Source organism: Paraburkholderia sprentiae WSM5005 (genome assembly GCF_001865575.2).
Classification (GTDB): domain Bacteria; phylum Pseudomonadota; class Gammaproteobacteria; order Burkholderiales; family Burkholderiaceae; genus Paraburkholderia; species Paraburkholderia sprentiae.
Genome location: NZ_CP017562.2, coordinates 221966 through 237898 on the forward strand (window position 1 = coordinate 221966; position 15933 = coordinate 237898).

General features: G+C 63.2%; 15 protein-coding genes and 1 pseudogene. 9 read left to right on the forward strand and 7 right to left on the reverse strand.

Going from position 1 to position 15933, the window contains the following annotated elements:
- Window positions 1-261: 261 nt before the first annotated feature.
- A complete protein-coding gene (locus BJG93_RS17720) occupies window positions 262-1005 on the reverse strand; it encodes an SDR family oxidoreductase (protein WP_027195614.1) in 744 nt (247 codons plus the stop codon).
- Window positions 1006-1104: 99 nt separating this feature from the next.
- Here BJG93_RS17720 and BJG93_RS17725 point away from each other — a divergent pair, with 99 nt between their 5' ends.
- From BJG93_RS17725 to BJG93_RS17760, 8 genes are all read left to right on the forward strand, one after another.
- On the forward strand, window positions 1105-2022 hold the full coding sequence (locus tag BJG93_RS17725; RefSeq protein WP_027195615.1) for an AraC family transcriptional regulator: 918 nt from the start codon (window positions 1105-1107) through the stop codon (window positions 2020-2022).
- A 174-nt stretch (window positions 2023-2196) separates the two neighbouring features.
- On the forward strand, window positions 2197-3594 hold the full coding sequence (gene ehuR / locus BJG93_RS17730; RefSeq protein ID WP_027195616.1) for a MocR-like ectoine utilization transcription factor EhuR: 1398 nt from the start codon (window positions 2197-2199) through the stop codon (window positions 3592-3594).
- A gap of 182 nt (window positions 3595-3776) precedes the next feature.
- A complete protein-coding gene (gene eutB / locus BJG93_RS17735; RefSeq protein WP_027195617.1) occupies window positions 3777-4808 on the forward strand; it encodes a hydroxyectoine utilization dehydratase EutB in 1032 nt (343 codons plus the stop codon).
- Entirely contained in the window at window positions 4805-5809 is a 1005-nt protein-coding gene (locus BJG93_RS17740; RefSeq protein ID WP_027195618.1) for a cyclodeaminase, read from the forward strand. The genes eutB and BJG93_RS17740 overlap by 4 nt, the downstream gene beginning before the upstream one ends.
- 54 nt (window positions 5810-5863) lie before the next feature.
- Window positions 5864-6889: a N(2)-acetyl-L-2,4-diaminobutanoate deacetylase DoeB gene (doeB, locus tag BJG93_RS17745; protein WP_027195619.1), complete on the forward strand. Its 1026-nt coding sequence runs from the start codon at window positions 5864-5866 to the stop codon at window positions 6887-6889.
- A 7-nt stretch (window positions 6890-6896) separates the two neighbouring features.
- Complete coding sequence (locus BJG93_RS17750; protein ID WP_027195620.1) at window positions 6897-7388, forward strand: Lrp/AsnC family transcriptional regulator; 492 nt, start codon at window positions 6897-6899, stop codon at window positions 7386-7388.
- 144 nt (window positions 7389-7532) lie between these two features.
- Window positions 7533-9065: an NAD-dependent succinate-semialdehyde dehydrogenase gene (locus BJG93_RS17755; protein ID WP_027195621.1), complete on the forward strand. Its 1533-nt coding sequence runs from the start codon at window positions 7533-7535 to the stop codon at window positions 9063-9065.
- A 35-nt stretch (window positions 9066-9100) separates the two neighbouring features.
- Window positions 9101-10498, forward strand: coding sequence for an aspartate aminotransferase family protein (locus tag BJG93_RS17760; protein WP_027195622.1), 1398 nt, complete (start codon window positions 9101-9103; stop codon window positions 10496-10498).
- Between the two features lie 58 nt (window positions 10499-10556).
- Here BJG93_RS17760 and BJG93_RS17765 read toward each other — a convergent pair whose 3' ends face one another.
- The 6 genes and pseudogenes from BJG93_RS17765 to doeA all read right to left on the reverse strand — a co-directional run bounded on the left by BJG93_RS17765 (window position 10557) and on the right by doeA (window position 14703).
- Window positions 10557-10814, reverse strand: a complete 258-nt coding sequence (locus BJG93_RS17765; RefSeq protein WP_027195623.1) for a hypothetical protein — start codon at window positions 10812-10814, stop codon at window positions 10557-10559.
- Window positions 10795-11067 (reverse strand): annotated as a pseudogene (locus tag BJG93_RS17770) (DUF2778 domain-containing protein); the annotation flags it as partial. The gene BJG93_RS17765 and the pseudogene BJG93_RS17770, both read right to left, overlap by 20 nt.
- 151 nt (window positions 11068-11218) lie before the next feature.
- Entirely contained in the window at window positions 11219-11464 is a 246-nt protein-coding gene (locus tag BJG93_RS17775) for a hypothetical protein (protein WP_051374266.1), read from the reverse strand.
- Window positions 11464-11985 carry a hypothetical protein gene (locus BJG93_RS17780; protein WP_051374267.1) on the reverse strand — a complete coding sequence of 174 codons (522 nt, stop codon included), beginning with the start codon at window positions 11983-11985 and terminating at the stop codon, window positions 11464-11466. The genes BJG93_RS17775 and BJG93_RS17780 overlap by 1 nt, the downstream gene beginning before the upstream one ends.
- 340 nt (window positions 11986-12325) lie before the next feature.
- Window positions 12326-13417: an alcohol dehydrogenase family protein gene (locus BJG93_RS17785; RefSeq protein ID WP_027195624.1), complete on the reverse strand. Its 1092-nt coding sequence runs from the start codon at window positions 13415-13417 to the stop codon at window positions 12326-12328.
- A 65-nt stretch (window positions 13418-13482) separates the two neighbouring features.
- Window positions 13483-14703, reverse strand: coding sequence for an ectoine hydrolase DoeA (gene doeA, locus BJG93_RS17790; protein WP_027195625.1), 1221 nt, complete (start codon window positions 14701-14703; stop codon window positions 13483-13485).
- Window positions 14704-15035: 332 nt separating this feature from the next.
- Between doeA and ehuA the strand changes: the two genes are divergently transcribed.
- Window positions 15036-15920 (forward strand): ectoine/hydroxyectoine ABC transporter ATP-binding protein EhuA, encoded by an 885-nt coding sequence (ehuA, locus tag BJG93_RS17795; protein WP_034478150.1) that lies wholly within the window; start codon window positions 15036-15038, stop codon window positions 15918-15920.
- The last annotated feature ends 13 nt before the right edge of the window (window positions 15921-15933 follow it).

Below are 15933 nucleotides of genomic sequence, written 5' to 3' on the forward strand. Positions count from 1 at the left end.
CCGGCAATGGAGCCCGATGGCACGTCGCAGGACGCGTTTCGGTGGGCTCGGCATCCGGCAACGGCGAACGCACTACTGCACTCAACTGGTTATCGGCAGCGTGGAATGTTTCTTCATACGATTTGCTGGATTGCAGTTCAGATTTTTTACATCTCCGCGAGGACTGCCGAACGTGCCGTCAGATCTCCGTATCAACGTTGTGCATGGAAGCGTTAGCCGCACTCATTTGGTGCGGAACGTTTCACACTGTCTCAGCGCTATTTAGCGCGCGTTGTACCACTCGACGGCGTCTTCGCCGGCCGGGATGTAGAACGGACTCGATGCATCGGTCGCGGCGAGCCATACGGCTTGCGCAACATCCGACGCGTGCGTGACAGTTGTCTCTTTCTCCCAGTTAGCGAAGATCTGCTGCACGAGTTCGGCGTAGGGCTCGGGAAAGCCAGCTGTCATGCGCGTCCGCGCGTTCTCGCCGAAACGGGTCGAAGGCGCGCGTCCCGGCAGCACGACACGCACGCGCACGTTGAACTGCTCCAATTCAAGCGCGAGCGATCCGCTAAACGCGTTCACTGCGGACTTGCTTGCGGTATAGACCGATAGCAGATGCAACGGCCTGAGCGTGACGGTCGACGTAACGTTCACGATCACGCCTTCGCCACGCTCGCGGAACTGCGGCAACACGGCCTGCGCCGTCGCGATGGTGCCGAGCGTGTTGGTCTCGAAGATCTCGCGCACGGTGTCCATCGGCGTGCCTTCGAGCGCGTTCAGAAAGCCGATGCCCGCGTTGTTGACCAGCACATCGATGGGACCGGCCGCATCGATGGCGGCGCGAATGCTTTGCGGGTCCTTCACATCGAGCGCGAGGATCGAAAGACGATCGGAGCGCGGCAACACGTCTTCGCGCGGGGTGCGCATCGTGGCGATCACGCGCCAGTCGCGATCGAGAAAATAACGCGCGATTTCGAGGCCAAACCCGGATGAGCAGCCGGTAATCAATACGGTCTTCATGTCGACTCCTGTAGTCGGTGACAGTCCGGTCACGATACCTCGCGACCGGCCGGACTCGCTACAATCGAACGTCCATGGTTCATTCGAGATCGTCCGATCATGATCGACCCGCTCGCCGATGTCGTCACGTTGCTCAAACCGACACCCACGTTTTCGAAAGTGCTCAGCGGCGCTGGGCGCTGGCGCGCGAGCCGCACGGAAGTCGGACAGCCGTTCTATTGCGTGGTCCTCGAAGGATCGCTGCGCTTATCCGTCAATGGTTCCGAACTGCTCATTCTTCAGGCCGATGACTTCGTGCTCGCGCCGCAAGTTTTCAGCTTCGCGATGACGAGCATCGACCCGGCCGACGATGACCATGTTTGCGATGCGCCCATGGCATTGCCCGACGGCAGTTTTCGGTTCGGCGACGCAGCGGTCGCGGCCGATGCGCAATGGCTCGCGGGCCTCTGCGCGTTCGGCTCGCCGGATGCGGCCTTGCTCGTGTCGCTTTTGCCCGAACTCGTGCTCGTGCGCGGCGATCGCAGGCTCGCCACGCTCGTCAAACTGGTACGGGACGAATCGCGCGCGCAGCGGCCCGCGCGCGAGGTCGTGCTGGCGCGCCTGCTCGAGGTGCTCTTCATTGAAGCGTTGCGATCGACCCAAACGGGGGCGTCGCCGGGGCTCGTCCGCGGCCTCGCCGATACCCGCCTCGCGCTCGCCATTCGCCAGATGCACGAAAGCCCGGAAAAGCCCTGGACGATCGCGCAACTCGCGAAAGCCGCGGCGCTTTCACGCTCCTCTTTCTTCGATCGCTTCAGCCGCGCTGTCGGCGTCGCGCCGATGGCGTATTTATTGTCGTGGCGCATGGCCATCGCCAAAAACCTGCTGCGTCGGAACGAAGACGGCGTTGCGGCGATCGCGGCGCGCGTCGGCTACAGCTCAGCAAGTGCGTTCAGCGCCGCATTCACGCGACATGTCGGCCTGCCGCCAACCCAATACGCTCAAGACGCTGCAGACATTTCGCGGTTGCTGGCCTAGTTGCCAGCGCAGCAGCGATAAGAAAGACCGCAACCCCCGCATCCCATTCGCATTTTTCCACCAATTGCTCTAGGACAATAACTTTCCGCCCGGTTTTGGGCTCACTATGGAGAGCAAGCGAGACGACGCGCGACTCCCCACCGAGCCAGCGTCAGCCAGAACGGAGGAGCAGCAGTGATCGAGCAATGGCGCGAGGCCGTGCGCGCGGTGCACGGCGTGGAATCGAAGTACAAGCGGCTGGTCAAGGCGATTGCGGGCGATATCGAAAGCGCGTCGCTGCCGCCGGGCGCGCGCCTGCCGCCGCAGCGCGACGTTGCCGCCGGGCTCGCGATCAGCGTGCAGACCGTGACCAACGCGTACAAGGAACTGGAGCGGCAGGGGCTGATCCGCTGCGAGGTCGGGCGCGGCAGCTTCGTCGCGGCGCGCGTCACCGAAACGATGTCGAGCTACATGCTCGACACGGCCGAGCGCTCGGTGGTCGACTTTTCGATCGCGCGCATCATTCACACATCCGAGCACGATGCGATGTGGCGCAAAGTCTGCGCGACGCTGTCGACGCTCGACGACCAACCGTGGATTCGCGCGTTCCGGCCGATCGCTGGCTTCGAGCACCATCGCCAGGCGGGCATCGCGTGGCTCGCGTCGCTCGGCATGCCGGCGTCGGCCGATACGCTGCTCGTCACCAACGGCGCCGCGCACGGCATCTTTCTCGCGCTCGCTTCGCTGGTGGGGCCGGGCGACACCGTGCTGTGCGAAAGCTTGACGGATCACGGCGTGATAGGTTCGGCCAACGTACTGGGCTTTACGTTAAAGGGCCTGGAAATCGACGAGTACGGCATTCATCCCGAGCATTTCGAGGAGATGTGCGACAGCGAGCGCATCTCGGCGCTCGTCTGCACGCCGACGCTGAACAATCCCACCGTCGCGTTGATGCCCGACTCCCGGCGTCGCGCGATTGCAAAAATCGCCGAACGCTATGGCGTATACGTGATCGAGGACGACGTCTACGGCCCGTTGCCAGCCAAACATTCCACGCCGATTTCGAGCCTCATTCCCGAGCTTTCGTTCTACTGCACGAGCTTGACGAAATCGGTGATGGCCGGCTTGCGCATCGGTTATATGACCACGCCGCGCCGGCTCGCGTTGCGCGCCGAAAGCGTGCTGCGCGTGAGCAGCTGGATGGCGACGCCGCCGATGGCCGAGGTGGCGACGCGCTGGATCGTCGATGGCACCGCCGCGCGGCTCGTCGAAATCCAGCGCGAACGGCTCGGGCGGCGTCAGGCGCAATTGCAGCAGACGCTCGGTAAATACGTGCTCGGCTCGCATCCGCAGGCGTTGTCGGCGTGGCTGCGGGTACCCGATCACTGGCGCACCGATCGGCTGGTGCGCGAGCTGCGCAACCGCGACATCGCGGTGACCTCGCCCGATCCGTTCCTCGTGCGCGACGCGGACCGTCCCAACGCGGTGCGGGTGTGCGTCGGCGCGGAGGTCGGCGAGGACAGCTATAAGGCCGCGCTCGAAACGATGCGCGACGTGTTCGAGCAATACCCACAGGTGCACGATTTCAACTAATCGCAGCTGCGCGGATTGCGTCACGCGTGGCCCGAAATGAACTAGGACAATAAAAATTCTTTTTTAGAACACTAGACTGGGCTGCATGGAAAGCGATGTGGCCACGAATGACTGCGTGTATCTACGACAGCCGCGCCCGCATCGAATAGCGAATCGACCTCTTTTGATGCAGGGCCTCGTGCATGTCTGTTCCACCGTCAGCCGATCTGTCGTTAGCCGAGATCTACCGCGCGCGCCGCCGTATCGACGGCCGCGTGTGCCGTACGCCGCTCGTCGAATCGCCGAGCCTGTCGGCGCACGCGGGCACGCCGGTTTATCTGAAGCTCGAAACCGTGCAGCCGACCGGCAGCTTCAAGTTGCGCGGTGCGACCAATGCGCTCGCGCAGTTGGCCGAGGGGGGCTGCACGCGGGTCGTGACCGCATCGACCGGTAATCACGGCCGCGCGGTCGCCCATGCGGCGCGTGCGCTCGGTATCGAAGCGACCGTGTGTCTATCGCGCCTCGTGCCAGCGAACAAGGTCGACGCGGTTCGCGCGCTCGGCGCGCAGGTGCGGATTACCGGTCAAAGCCAGGACGAAGCCGAGCACGAAGCGTTGCGGCTCGCGCGCGAAGAAGGCTATGCGTACGTGCGGCCGTTCGACGATCCGCACGTGATCGCCGGACAGGGGACGATCGGCCTCGAAATCGTCGAGGCCTTGCCCGATGTCGCGAACATCGTCGTGCCGTTGTCGGGCGGCGGGCTGTTCGCGGGCATCGCGCTCGCGGCGAAGACCACGAATCGCGCGATCGGTTTGACCGGCGTCACGATGGCGCGCGGCGCTGCGATGCATGCGAGTCTCGCGGCCGGTCAGCCGGTGCTGGTCGAGGAGCTCGACACGCTCGCCGATTCCCTGGGCGGCGGCATCGGACTCGAAAACCACTATACGTTTGCGCTGACGCGCGATCTGATCGACGAGACGGTGCTGCTCGACGAAGCGTCGATCGCGCGCGGCATCGTGCATGCGTATCAGCAGGAGCGGCTCGTCGTCGAAGGCGCCGCGGCGGTGGGGATTGCCGCGGTGCTCGACCGCGGGCTGCCCGCTGAACGCATCGCGCGCGGGCCGCTCGTGCTCGTCGTGACGGGCGCGAACATCGATATGGATCTGCATCGGCGGATCGTCGGCGACGAAACATCGCAAGCCGCGACGCCATCGAACTCACCCAGCCCATCATGACCTCGATCACGCTCCTTGGCGAAGCCGAGCTTCGCAAACTCGTGCCGCTCGATCTCGCCGCTATCGACCAGATCGAAGCCGCCTTTGTCGCGCTCGCGACCGAAGCGGTCGCGATGCCCCCAATCCTGCGGCTCGATCTGCCCGCGCACAACGGCGAAGTCGACGTGAAGACCGCTTGGCTGCCGCGCCTCGACAGTTTCGCGATCAAGGTCAGTCCGGGCTTTTTCGACAATCCGTCGCTCGGTTTGCCGAGCCTGAATGGGCTGATGCTGGTGCTGTCGGCGAAGACTGGGCTAACCGAAGCGGTGCTGCTGGACAACGGCTATCTGACGGCGATACGCACGGCGGCCGCCGGCGCGGTCGCGGCGCGCTGGCTCGCGAAGCCGCACACGCCGCGAGTGGCGGTGATCGGTGCGGGCGAGCAGGCGCGTCTGCAATTGCACGCCTTGATGCTGGTGCGCCGCGTCGAACACGTGCGCGTGTGGGCACGCGACGCAGCGAGCGCGCTACGTTTCTGCGCGGAAGTGAACAACACGCTCGGCGTGCGATGCGATGTCGCGGCCAGCGTTCACGACGCACTCGCGCAAGCCGATGTGGCGATCACGACGACGCCGAGCCGCACCCCGCTGATAGAAGCCGCCGATCTGCATCCGGGCCTCCACATCACGGCGATGGGCTCCGACGCCGAGCACAAGAACGAAATCGCGCCGGCCGCATTGGCGGCGGCGCGTTACGTGTGCGACCGCGCGCAGCAAACGCGCGTGCTCGGCGAACTGCATCACGCGCTCGCCGCGGGCGCGATGCGTGACGATGCGCCCGTCGTCGAATTGGGTCAGGTGATCGCGAAACAGGCCACGGGTCGCACGAGCGACGCGGACGTGACGATCTGCGACCTGACCGGAACCGGCGCGCAGGACACCGCGATTGCCGCGCTCGCATTGCAGCGCGCGCGTGCCGCGAGGGCGGGAACGATATTCAGCAACGACGCGCCGGTGAAGTGACGCGCGACGAACGGCAATACGCCGCGACCAGCGGCTCACGAAGGAGTAGCACAGATGCGGGCATCCCCGATTCAACCGACGGTCGATTTCAACGCCGACGGCGAGCAGCACGGTTTCCTGAAGCTGCCTCATTCGCACGACGGCTCGGCATGGGGCGCGGAAATGATCCCCATCACCGTGATCCGCAACGGCGAGGGGCCGACCGCGCTGCTGAGCGGCGGCAATCACGGCGACGAATACGAAGGCCCGATTGCGCTGGCGAAGCTTGCCGCCACCTTGAAGGCCGACGACGTATGCGGGCGAGTCATCATCGTGCCGTTCATGAACTTCCCGGCATTTCGCGCGGGCACGCGCACGTCGCCGATCGATCGCGGCAATCTGAACCGCAGCTTTCCGGGCAAGCCGGACGGCACGGTGACCGAGAAGATCGCCGATTATTTTCAGCGCTATCTGCTGCCGCTCGCCGACTATGTGCTCGATCTGCATGCGGGCGGGCGCACGCTCGACTTCGTGCCGTTCGCCGCGATTCACCTTCTGCCCGACGCGACGCAGCAGGCGCGCTGCGAAGCGGCGATGCGCGCGTTCGGTGCGCCGTACTCGATGCGGATGCTCGAACTCGATAGCGTCGGCCTCTACGACACGGCCGTCGAGGAAGCGGGCAAGGTGTTCGTGTCGACCGAGCTTGGCGGTGGTGGCACGGCAACCGTGCAGAGCGTTGCGATTACGGAGCGCGGCGTGCGCGGCTTTCTGCAACATGCGGGCATCATCGGGCAGGACCAGGCAACCCGCCACGCGCCGCGCACGACGACGCTGCTCGATATGCCCGACGGCACCTGCTACACGACGAGCGAGCACGACGGCCTGCTCGAATTGTGCAAGGACCTCGGCGATATGGTCGACAGCGGCGAAGTGATCGCGCGGATTTACGACGCGAAGCGCACCGGCGCGGCGCCGATCGAATATCGCGCGCGACGCGGCGGCATGCTGGCCGCGCGACATTTCCCGGGCCTCGTGCGCAGCGGCGACACGGTCGCGGTGGTCGCCGACGTGCTCGAACGGGGCATACCGGTAACGGTCTGAGCGCGCGATGAAATTCGACCGCTACGATCTCGCGATTTTGCGCATTCTCGCGCGCGACGGACGCATCACGAAGTCGCGCCTCGCCGAAGAAATCAATCTGTCGATTTCGCCGGCGTGGGAGCGCGTGAAGCGGCTCGAGGAAGAGGGCGTGATTCGCGGATATCGCGCGGACATCGATTGGGTGCGTGCGTTCAAGGGCAGCCGCGTGGTGGTCGAGGTCACGCTCGCGCGTCATACCGCGCCGGACATGCGGCGCTTCGAGGAGCGCATCGCCGCCGCGTCCGAAGTCGTGCAATGCCTCGCGACCGGCGGCGGCGTGGACTATGTGATGCACGTGCTGTCGCGCGATATCGACCACTATCAGCGCTTCATCGATACCTTGCTGACCGACGAATTGGGCATCGAAAAGTACTTCACCTATATCGTCACGAAGGTGGTCAAAAGCGCAGCCGAAGGCTTGCCCGAATGGGCGGAGCAGTCGGTCGGCGAGAACGGTTGAGCGGCGCGATAAAGCCCCGCCCGAAAAAACGCTAGCCCTACGGTCAATTGCAGAAAAAACGCGGTCTTCGACGCGCGACAACGAAAAAAACCGCAGTGCCGCCGGATCTACAGTGATAGCAGACATCGCACACAGGAGGTCGTCATGTTGCTGGGTCATCCGGTCCTATTCAAATCGCTGTGCTACGTGGATGGACGCTGGGTTCATAGCGCGAGCGCGGCGAGCGTCGCGGTGCAGAATCCCGCGAATCAGGAAGTGCTCGGCCATGTGCCGATGCTCGACGCGGCGCAGATCACCGGCGCGGTCGATGCCGCGCAGCGCGCATTCGACACGTGGCGCTGGGTGCCGGTCGCCAAACGCTCGGCGCTGCTGTTGCGCTGGCATGAACTGATCCTGCGTCATCAGCAGGATCTCGCCGCGATTCTGTCGCTCGAACAGGGCAAGCCGCTTGCCGAAGCGCGCGGCGAAATCGCGTACGGCGCGAGCTTCGTCGAATGGTTCGCGCATGAAGCGCGGCGCCTGAATGGACGCACGATCCCGACGCATATCGATGGCGCGCATCTGGGCACGATCGTCGAGCCGGTCGGCGTGGCCGCCCTGATTACACCGTGGAATTTCCCGTGCGCGATGCTCACGCGCAAGGCCGCCGCCGCGTTGGCCGCTGGTTGCACGGTGGTCGCCAAGCCCGCGCACGAAACGCCGTTCTCGGCGCTCGCGCTCGCGCAACTCGCTGAGGAAGCGGGCTTTCCGGCGGGCGTGTTCAACGTCGTGCTGGGCGAGCCGCAAATGGCGATGCAGACGCTGGTTTCAGATAGCCGCGTGCGCTCGGTCAGCTTCACCGGCTCCACGCGTGTCGGCGCGCTAGTCATGCAGGCGGCCGCGCAAGCAGGCATCAAGAAGACCGCGCTCGAGCTCGGCGGTAACGCGCCTTTCATCGTGACGGAAGATGCGGACCTCGAACAGGCCGTGCGCGTCGCGGTCGCGGCGAAGTTCCAGACTTCGGGGCAGGACTGCTGCGCGGCGAACCGGATTTTCGTCGCGCGTCCGTTGTACCCAACGTTCGTCGCGCGCTATAGCGATGCCGTGAAGGCATTGAAGGTGGGCGGCGCGTTTGAGCCGAACGTGGACGTCGGCCCGCTGATGCACCAGGCGGCGTTCGACGCGACCGTGCAGCGCATCGCCGACGCGCGCGAGAAAGGCGCGCGCATCACGGCGGGCGGCGCGGCGCACGAACGCGGCGGCTGGTTCTTCGAGCCGACCGTGGTCGCGGACGCGGCGCCCGGTATGCGCATCTACGACGAAGAAAATTTCGCGCCGATTTCGGCGGTCACGCCGTTCGATTCGCTCGACGAAGTGGTCGAACGCGCGAACGATACCGAGTACGGACTCGCCGCCTACGTGTGCGCGAAGGACCTGAACACCGTGTTTCAACTGATCCGCCGGCTCGACTTCGCGATGGTGTCCATCAACGGCGCGAAGTTCACCGGCGCGCCGATTCCGTTCGGTGGCATCAAGTCGTCGGGGCTTGGACGCGAAGGCGGCGTAGAAGGCTTCGAGCCGTTCGTCGAGACACGTTATTTCTGCCTTGGCCAGCTCGGCTTGCCGGTCAGCGACAGCGCCCCCGCTCGAGCCGCGGCACACGCGATGGCGACCGACGCAACGGCCGGCACCTACTGATTCATTCATCCAGACATCACACGAAGGAGCGACCCATGACTCAATTCGATCAACTGTTGAACGCCGACCGCGCCCATTTCATGCATCCGTCGACGCACGCGCACGACCACGCGAGCGGCGCGCTGCCGGGCCGGATCGTGACCGGCGCGAAAGGCATCCGCATCGAGGACCATCAAGGCAAGACTTTTATCGATGCATTTGCCGGCCTTTACTGCGTGAACATCGGTTACGGCCGCACCGAAGTGGCCGAAGCGATTTACGAGCAGGCGAAGAAGCTCGCGTATTACCACACGTATGTCGGCCACTCGACCGATACGATCATCGAGCTGTCGTCGCGCATCATCGACTGGTCGCCGCAGGGCATGAAGAAGGTGTACTACGGCATGTCCGGTTCGGATGCGAACGAAACGCAGATCAAGCTCGTTTGGTACTACAACAACGTGAAGGGCCGCCCGAACAAGAAGAAAATCATTTCGCGCGATCGCGGCTATCACGGCTCGGGCATCGTTACCGGTAGTCTCACGGGATTGCCGAGCTTCCATCAGTTTTTCGATCTGCCGATCGAGCGCGTCAAGCATACCGTGTGTCCGCACTGGTATCGTCGCGCGCCGGCTGGCATGGACGAAACGCAGTTCGTCGCGTACTGCGTCGACGAACTCGAAAAGCTGATCGCGCGCGAAGGCGCCGATACGATCGCGGCTTTCATCGGCGAACCGGTGATGGGCACGGGCGGCATCGTACCGCCGCCGGCCGGTTACTGGCCCGCGATCCAGCAGGTGCTGAAGAAGCACGACATCCTGCTGATCTGCGACGAGGTGGTGTGTGGGTTCGGCCGGCTCGGCTCGAAGATGGGTGCGCAGCACTACGGCATTCAGCCCGACCTGATCACCGTCGCGAAGGGTTTGACCAGTGCTTATGCGCCGCTGTCGGGCGTGATCGTCAGTGAAGGCGTGTGGGACGTCATCGATAAAGCATCGCAGGAAACGGGCGCGTTGGGGCATGGCTGGACCTATTCGGGCCATCCAATCTGCGCGGCCGCGGCGCTCGCGAACCTCGAGATTCTCGAACGCGAGAACCTCACGCAGAATGCCGCGCAAACCGGCGCTTATCTGCTCGAGCAATTGCATGCGGCGTTCGACTCGCATCCGCTCGTCGGCGAAGTGCGCGGCGCGGGCATGCTGGCCGCGCTGGAGTTCATGGCCGACAAGGATGTCCGCACCCCGTTCGATGCTGCGCTCAAGGTCGGGCCGCGTGTGTCGGCTGCCGCGATGCAGCGCGGTCTGATCGCGCGAGCGATGCCACACGGCGACATTCTCGGCTTTGCGCCGCCGCTGGTGACGTCGCGCAGTGATGTGGACGAGATCGTGAAGCTCACGCGCGAGGCGGTGGATGAGGTGGCGTCGCAGGTGTTTGCGCCGGCTGCTTCGCTTTGATGAAGTGAGGTGAAAGAGAGCCCCGGCCGCGGTCATGTCATGCGGTCGGGGTTTTGATTTATTTCGTGCGGTAGTGCTGCCATAGCCTCATGATCACCCCATAGGCGAGTACTGCCACGATCAGTTCGATGGTTAGCCATACCGCGATGTACAAATCTTCAGGGTCTCGAATTCCGAGCGCCTGCGATGTGTACAACCATGCGCGCATTTCCGTCTGTGACCACTCATAGTGAAGCGGACGCACAAAAATGAATGACAGGCCAAACAGAACTAGGACCAGCACGACTTTATGCGCTCTACGGACAGGTGTTGCCATGCGTGGTGACCTCAATTGATCCATATGCGTTTATCCCTGATTTTCCGGCAGGGATGGTCGCCGTGCGCAACAGCGCCGCGCGGATTCTCAGAAAGTCTGTGCGGCTCGGAAGGGTAATGCAGCCAAGCGAAAGACCGTGGCCACCTGCCGGGTGCAACCTGAAGTTTCCGCGCCGCACCCCGTTGATCCATGTGTAGTCATCGATCAGACCATCGTCGCGATAGAGCGCGAACCATTCGAAGTGATCGGTCGGATTGGGCGACTAAAAATTGCGAACGGGTAATTTTTTACCCGAAAAACTGATGGTGAGCAATACGTAAGGGCCGACCGATGCCGCCGGATGCGCCGGTATCGTCACATAGGCCAGCGCTGCCACGACGTCACCCATACGATCGCACAAACGCTTACTTTGTGACTGAAAGATTCAGTCGTGCCGCCAGATCCGGATGCGCTTCGCCAAGACATCGAAGTGCCAGGGCTCCAAGCTTGCGGGCCGATTCGTCATCCAATGGGCCTTCCGGCGCTTCAGGAATATCGAGGAACATCGCCCGATCCAACGTTGCTTGAATAGCACGGCGCGACACATTGCTCATTTTGAGCGTATTCGTGTCGTCATCGTAGATAAAGACGACAGCAAGGTCTCGGACCATCAATAGCCTCTGCACTGGTTGTATGTTTCAAAAGCACGTTGTTCGCACGCAAAACGAGTTCTCAAATCGCCGCCGTATGTTTCTGACAGCATCTTGCACGCGATCATATTCCGCTCGTATTCCATCTCGCACGCGATCTCTTGTTGTTCGCTGACGCCACGTGCGCCAAGGACCGTCACATCTCCGCCTGTCAAGGCGTCAGAATACTCGAACGGCTGTGCATTGCCGAGTTTCTGCGGCCCGCGCGGGCTGCTGCCATAAAGCGAGCTTGCCACCCTCGCGCAGTCCGCTTGTTGTGCGCGCCCCCGACAATCGCACGCCCATCCGTAACCTAGGGCGTTGGCCATGTCGTAACCGGCTGAGTACGAGCGAAGCCTATCCTGCGGAAAGAATTCGCCCCTTTCGACGTTCAGCGCCGTTGCGCGTGGCATTCGCGGGAACTTGGAGAATATTGAGTATGTCACGCGGCAAAGCAGGCATTCGTCCTTGGCTTCGGTGGCGTCCTGTTTCTGTTGATTCATTTGACATCTTCTCATTTACCAGAAAACACCCGACGAATTGACCATCCAAACGAGTCACAGTCAACCGCTTTAATTTGCGATAGAGCCGTTTTGACAATCATTGACAATAAGCGTTGTCCAGCGGCAGATAAGTCTGAAGCCCACAGAGTTCGTATCGACGGTTCGCCGATCAGATGCCAGCGCCAAAGGTAAAATGGCTCTTCCTTTAACGATCACCTTACCCGACACGTCCTCTTGCTCAGGCTCATTTCGGAATCGAAAAATTCTTATTGTTACGCGCAAAAAACCTGCCTTGACGGGCGGGTTCGGAGATTTCTATTGCAACCAGAGTTACCGCGAGCTAGTGCGCGGGTTCGCCGCCGTAATGCCGATCCGGAATCACAACGATATTCCCCACAAAGCGCTTTTCCATGAAGCGCGTCTGCGCGTCATGAAACTTCGACAGCGGATAAGTCGCCGCCAGAACCGGCCGGATCGTCCCGTTCTGAATGTAGTCGAGCACGCGTTTGAACGCGCCACGCGTGCCCTGCGACGATCCATTCAACTGCAACTGCTTCAGATACATCGTGCGCAAGTCGAGTTGCACGACCGGCCCGGCGATCGCGCCCGCGGTCGTATATCGCCCCTCGGGCCGCAGCACGTTCAGCAGCTTGCCGAACAGCGCCCCGCCAACCAGATCCGCCACCACGTCGACGGGCCGGCCGCCGGTCATCCGCTCGACCTCCGCGACGAAATCGCCGCTGTCGCGCAGCATCACGCCTTGCGCGCCGAGCGCCAGCACCGCCGCTTCCTTGCCCTTGCTGACCACCGCATACGGAATCGCGCCGCGCGCGCGGCATAGCTGGATGATGGCCGAGCCGACGCCGCCGGATGCGCCGGTAATCAGCACCGTTTCGCCGCGCTTGACGGCCGCGCGTTCGATCATCTGCTCGCCGGTGTGATAAGCGCACCAGAACGTGGCGAGTTCGGCGTCGGAATAGGTGGAGTCGACATGATGCGCGTTTTCCGCCGGCACGGCCGTGTATTCGGCGTAACCGCCGTCGCGGCCGTGGCCGATGTAGTCGATATCGGCGAGGCTGTCGTCGTCGCGGTTGTAGATCGACGCGTCGACGATCACGCGCTCGCCGATACGCGCGTCGCTGACGCCGCGACCCACCGCGACCACGCGACCGACGATATCCGCGCCCTGAATGCGCGGAAACGTCAGCGTCGAGCGGCCGCGTCGCCACGTCGACACCGCTTGCGGGTCGTCGTCGGTGCCGTAGGCGCCTTGGCGGACCCACACATCGGTATTGTTGAGACCGCATGCGGTCACGTCGATCAGTACCTCGTCGGCCGCGCACGAGGGCACCGGCACGTCGTCGCGATAGACCAGTTTGTCGAGGCCGCCGTGCGCGGTCAGCACGACGGCCTTCATCGTTTTCGGAAGCATGTTTCCCCTTTCGTTGAAACGAACATCGTGCTTCGCGAGTTCTCGCGGGCACGACGCCCGCGCGATCACGGTTTGACGAACAGCTTGCGTGGCGTCCTGCAAAAGGTCTCGACGCCGGTCCGCGTAATCAGAATGCTCTCGGTGATTTCGAGGCCCCAGTCGTCGAGCCACAGGCCCGGCATGAAGTGGAATGTCATGCCGGGTTCGAGGACGGTCTTGTCCCCGGGGCGCAGGCTCATCGTGCGCTCGCCCCAGTCGGGCGGATAGCTCGCGCCGATCGGATAGCCGCAGCGGCTGTTCTTCTCGATGCCGTATTTATGCAGCACCGCGAAAAATGCATTGGCGATGTCCTCGCAGGTATTGCCGGGTTTCGCCGCGGCGAGCCCTGCCTCGATCCCTTCGACCACCGCACGCTCGCCCTCGATGAAATGCTTCGGCGGCTTGCCGAGGTACACGGTGCGCGACTGCGGGCAGTGATAACGCTTGAAGCAGCCGGCGATTTCGAAGAACGTGCCGGCATCCTTCGCGAACGGCGTGTCGTCCCAGGTTAGATGCGGGGCGGCCGCGTCGGCGCCGGTCGGCAGCAGCGGTACGATCGCCGGATAGTCGCCGCCATGACCCTCGACGCCGGTAATGCCGGCCGAGTAGATTTCCGCGACGAGATCATTCTTACGCATGCCGGGCTCGATTCGCTCGACGATATGCGCATGCATCTTCTCGACGATGCGTGCGGCCACGCGCATGTACTCGATCTCGCGCGGCGATTTCACCGCGCGTTGCCAGTTGACGAGGCCGGTCGAGTCCTGCCATGTCGCGTCCGGCAGATGCGCGACCAGCGAGCGATACGCGGCGGCGCTGAAATAGTAGTTGTCCATTTCGACGCCGATCTTCGCATGGGCCCAGCCGCGCGCGGCGATCACGTCGCGCGCGAGGTAGTCCATCGGATGCCGCACGGTGGATTGCACGTAATGATCCGGATAGCCGACGATCTGACCGTGCTGCATGAAGACGGTGCGCTTCGCACCGTTCGCGTCCTGACCACGGCCGAACCAGACCGGCTCGCCATCGAGCGCGAGCAGCACGCACTGATGCACGTAAAACGACCAGCCGTCGTAGCCGGTGAGCCAGGCCATGTTGGTCGGATCGGACACGATCAATAGCTCGATGCCGGCCGCCTGCATGGCCTTGCGCGTTTTCGCGAGACGCGCGGCGTATTCGTCGCGTTCGAACGGCAGGCGCACGACGGGGGCCCCAATTCGCGATTCGTGTTGCTTCGTATCTGACATCTTCCCCTCTCTCTCTGAGCGTGACGTCGTTGCGGAAAGTGGCGCCCGGTGCACCTGAATGGGGCGTCCACAGGTATCTCTCGCCGCAGTCTAATGCCGCGAAAAAACGCCGCTGAATGTGCTAGTTCAATGTTCGCGACGTTAGCGACGGACGCTGCGTGGTTGTTGCAGTGCACGCTGCGCCGCGCTTGTCCGCGCGTAAAAAGAATTGTTCTAGAGCAATCTGGATCGCAAATATGGCTGCGTATTCTGGTTTGCATTACTGGCGTTTGTGACGCCGCAGCCGCGTTTCATTCACTCAAGTCATGTACGACGAACGGGATCGAATCGATATGAACACCGCGCGAGTTACCGATTTGCTGAGCGCTTCAGGCATCGCCCCGGCGAGTCATTCGTCCGCGAGCACGCCGGCGCACCGACACGAGAGCCCGGCGGACAAGCCATTGATCCGGCTCGACCGGATCACGAAACGATATGGTGCGCTGACCGTGCTCGACGAACTGTCGCTCGACGTGATGCCCGGCGAGAAGCTCGCGCTGATCGGTCCGTCGGGATCGGGCAAGACGACGATCCTGCGCATCCTGATGACGCTGGAGACGATCGACGGCGGCCATATCGAAGTGGACGGCGAACAGCTGTTCCATATGCCGCGCGGCGGCCAGATGGTGCCCGCGAACGAACGGCATCTGCAGAAGATGCGCGAGAAGATCGGCATGGTGTTCCAGCACTTCAATCTGTTTCCGCACAAGAGCGTGCTCGACAACGTGACGCTCGCGCCGATGCTGACGAAGGGCGAGAGCCGTGCGTCGGCCGAGAAGCGCGCGCTCGAACTGCTCGACATGGTCGGCATGAGCGACAAGGCGAACAGCCGTCCAGCGCAACTGTCGGGCGGGCAGAAACAGCGCGTGGCGATCGCACGGGCGCTCGCGCTCGCACCGCGGATCATGCTGTTCGACGAAGTGACGTCCGCGCTCGACCCCGAACTCGTCGAGGAAGTGCTGAACGTGATGCAACGGCTCGCGCGCGAGACCGACATGACGATGCTGCTCGTCACGCACGAAATGGGCTTCGCGCACGACTTCGCCGATCGCGTGCTGTTCTTCGACCGCGGCAGGATCGTCGAGGAAGGCAAGCCCGAGGACATCTTCACGCATCCGACGCACGAGCGGACCCAGACCTTTCTGCGCAAGATCCTCGCCGCGGGGCATCGAATTTGAGCCGACCTCCCAG

What these genes read in the sequence shown, in the direction of transcription:
- BJG93_RS17720 (WP_027195614.1), bottom strand. Translation starts at nt 1,005, where the DNA reads ATGAAGACCGTATTGATTACCGGCTGCTCATCCGGGTTTGGCCTCGAA.
- BJG93_RS17725 (WP_027195615.1), top strand. Translation starts at nt 1,105, where the DNA reads ATGATCGACCCGCTCGCCGATGTCGTCACGTTGCTCAAACCGACACCC.
- eutB (WP_027195617.1), top strand. Translation starts at nt 3,777, where the DNA reads ATGTCTGTTCCACCGTCAGCCGATCTGTCGTTAGCCGAGATCTACCGC.
- BJG93_RS17740 (WP_027195618.1), top strand. Translation starts at nt 4,805, where the DNA reads ATGACCTCGATCACGCTCCTTGGCGAAGCCGAGCTTCGCAAACTCGTG.
- doeB (WP_027195619.1), top strand. Translation starts at nt 5,864, where the DNA reads ATGCGGGCATCCCCGATTCAACCGACGGTCGATTTCAACGCCGACGGC.
- BJG93_RS17750 (WP_027195620.1), top strand. Translation starts at nt 6,897, where the DNA reads ATGAAATTCGACCGCTACGATCTCGCGATTTTGCGCATTCTCGCGCGC.
- BJG93_RS17755 (WP_027195621.1), top strand. Translation starts at nt 7,533, where the DNA reads ATGTTGCTGGGTCATCCGGTCCTATTCAAATCGCTGTGCTACGTGGAT.
- BJG93_RS17760 (WP_027195622.1), top strand. Translation starts at nt 9,101, where the DNA reads ATGACTCAATTCGATCAACTGTTGAACGCCGACCGCGCCCATTTCATG.
- BJG93_RS17765 (WP_027195623.1), bottom strand. Translation starts at nt 10,814, where the DNA reads ATGGCAACACCTGTCCGTAGAGCGCATAAAGTCGTGCTGGTCCTAGTT.
- BJG93_RS17775 (WP_051374266.1), bottom strand. Translation starts at nt 11,464, where the DNA reads ATGGTCCGAGACCTTGCTGTCGTCTTTATCTACGATGACGACACGAAT.
- BJG93_RS17780 (WP_051374267.1), bottom strand. Translation starts at nt 11,985, where the DNA reads ATGAATCAACAGAAACAGGACGCCACCGAAGCCAAGGACGAATGCCTG.
- BJG93_RS17785 (WP_027195624.1), bottom strand. Translation starts at nt 13,417, where the DNA reads ATGCTTCCGAAAACGATGAAGGCCGTCGTGCTGACCGCGCACGGCGGC.
- doeA (WP_027195625.1), bottom strand. Translation starts at nt 14,703, where the DNA reads ATGTCAGATACGAAGCAACACGAATCGCGAATTGGGGCCCCCGTCGTG.
- ehuA (WP_034478150.1), top strand. Translation starts at nt 15,036, where the DNA reads ATGAACACCGCGCGAGTTACCGATTTGCTGAGCGCTTCAGGCATCGCC.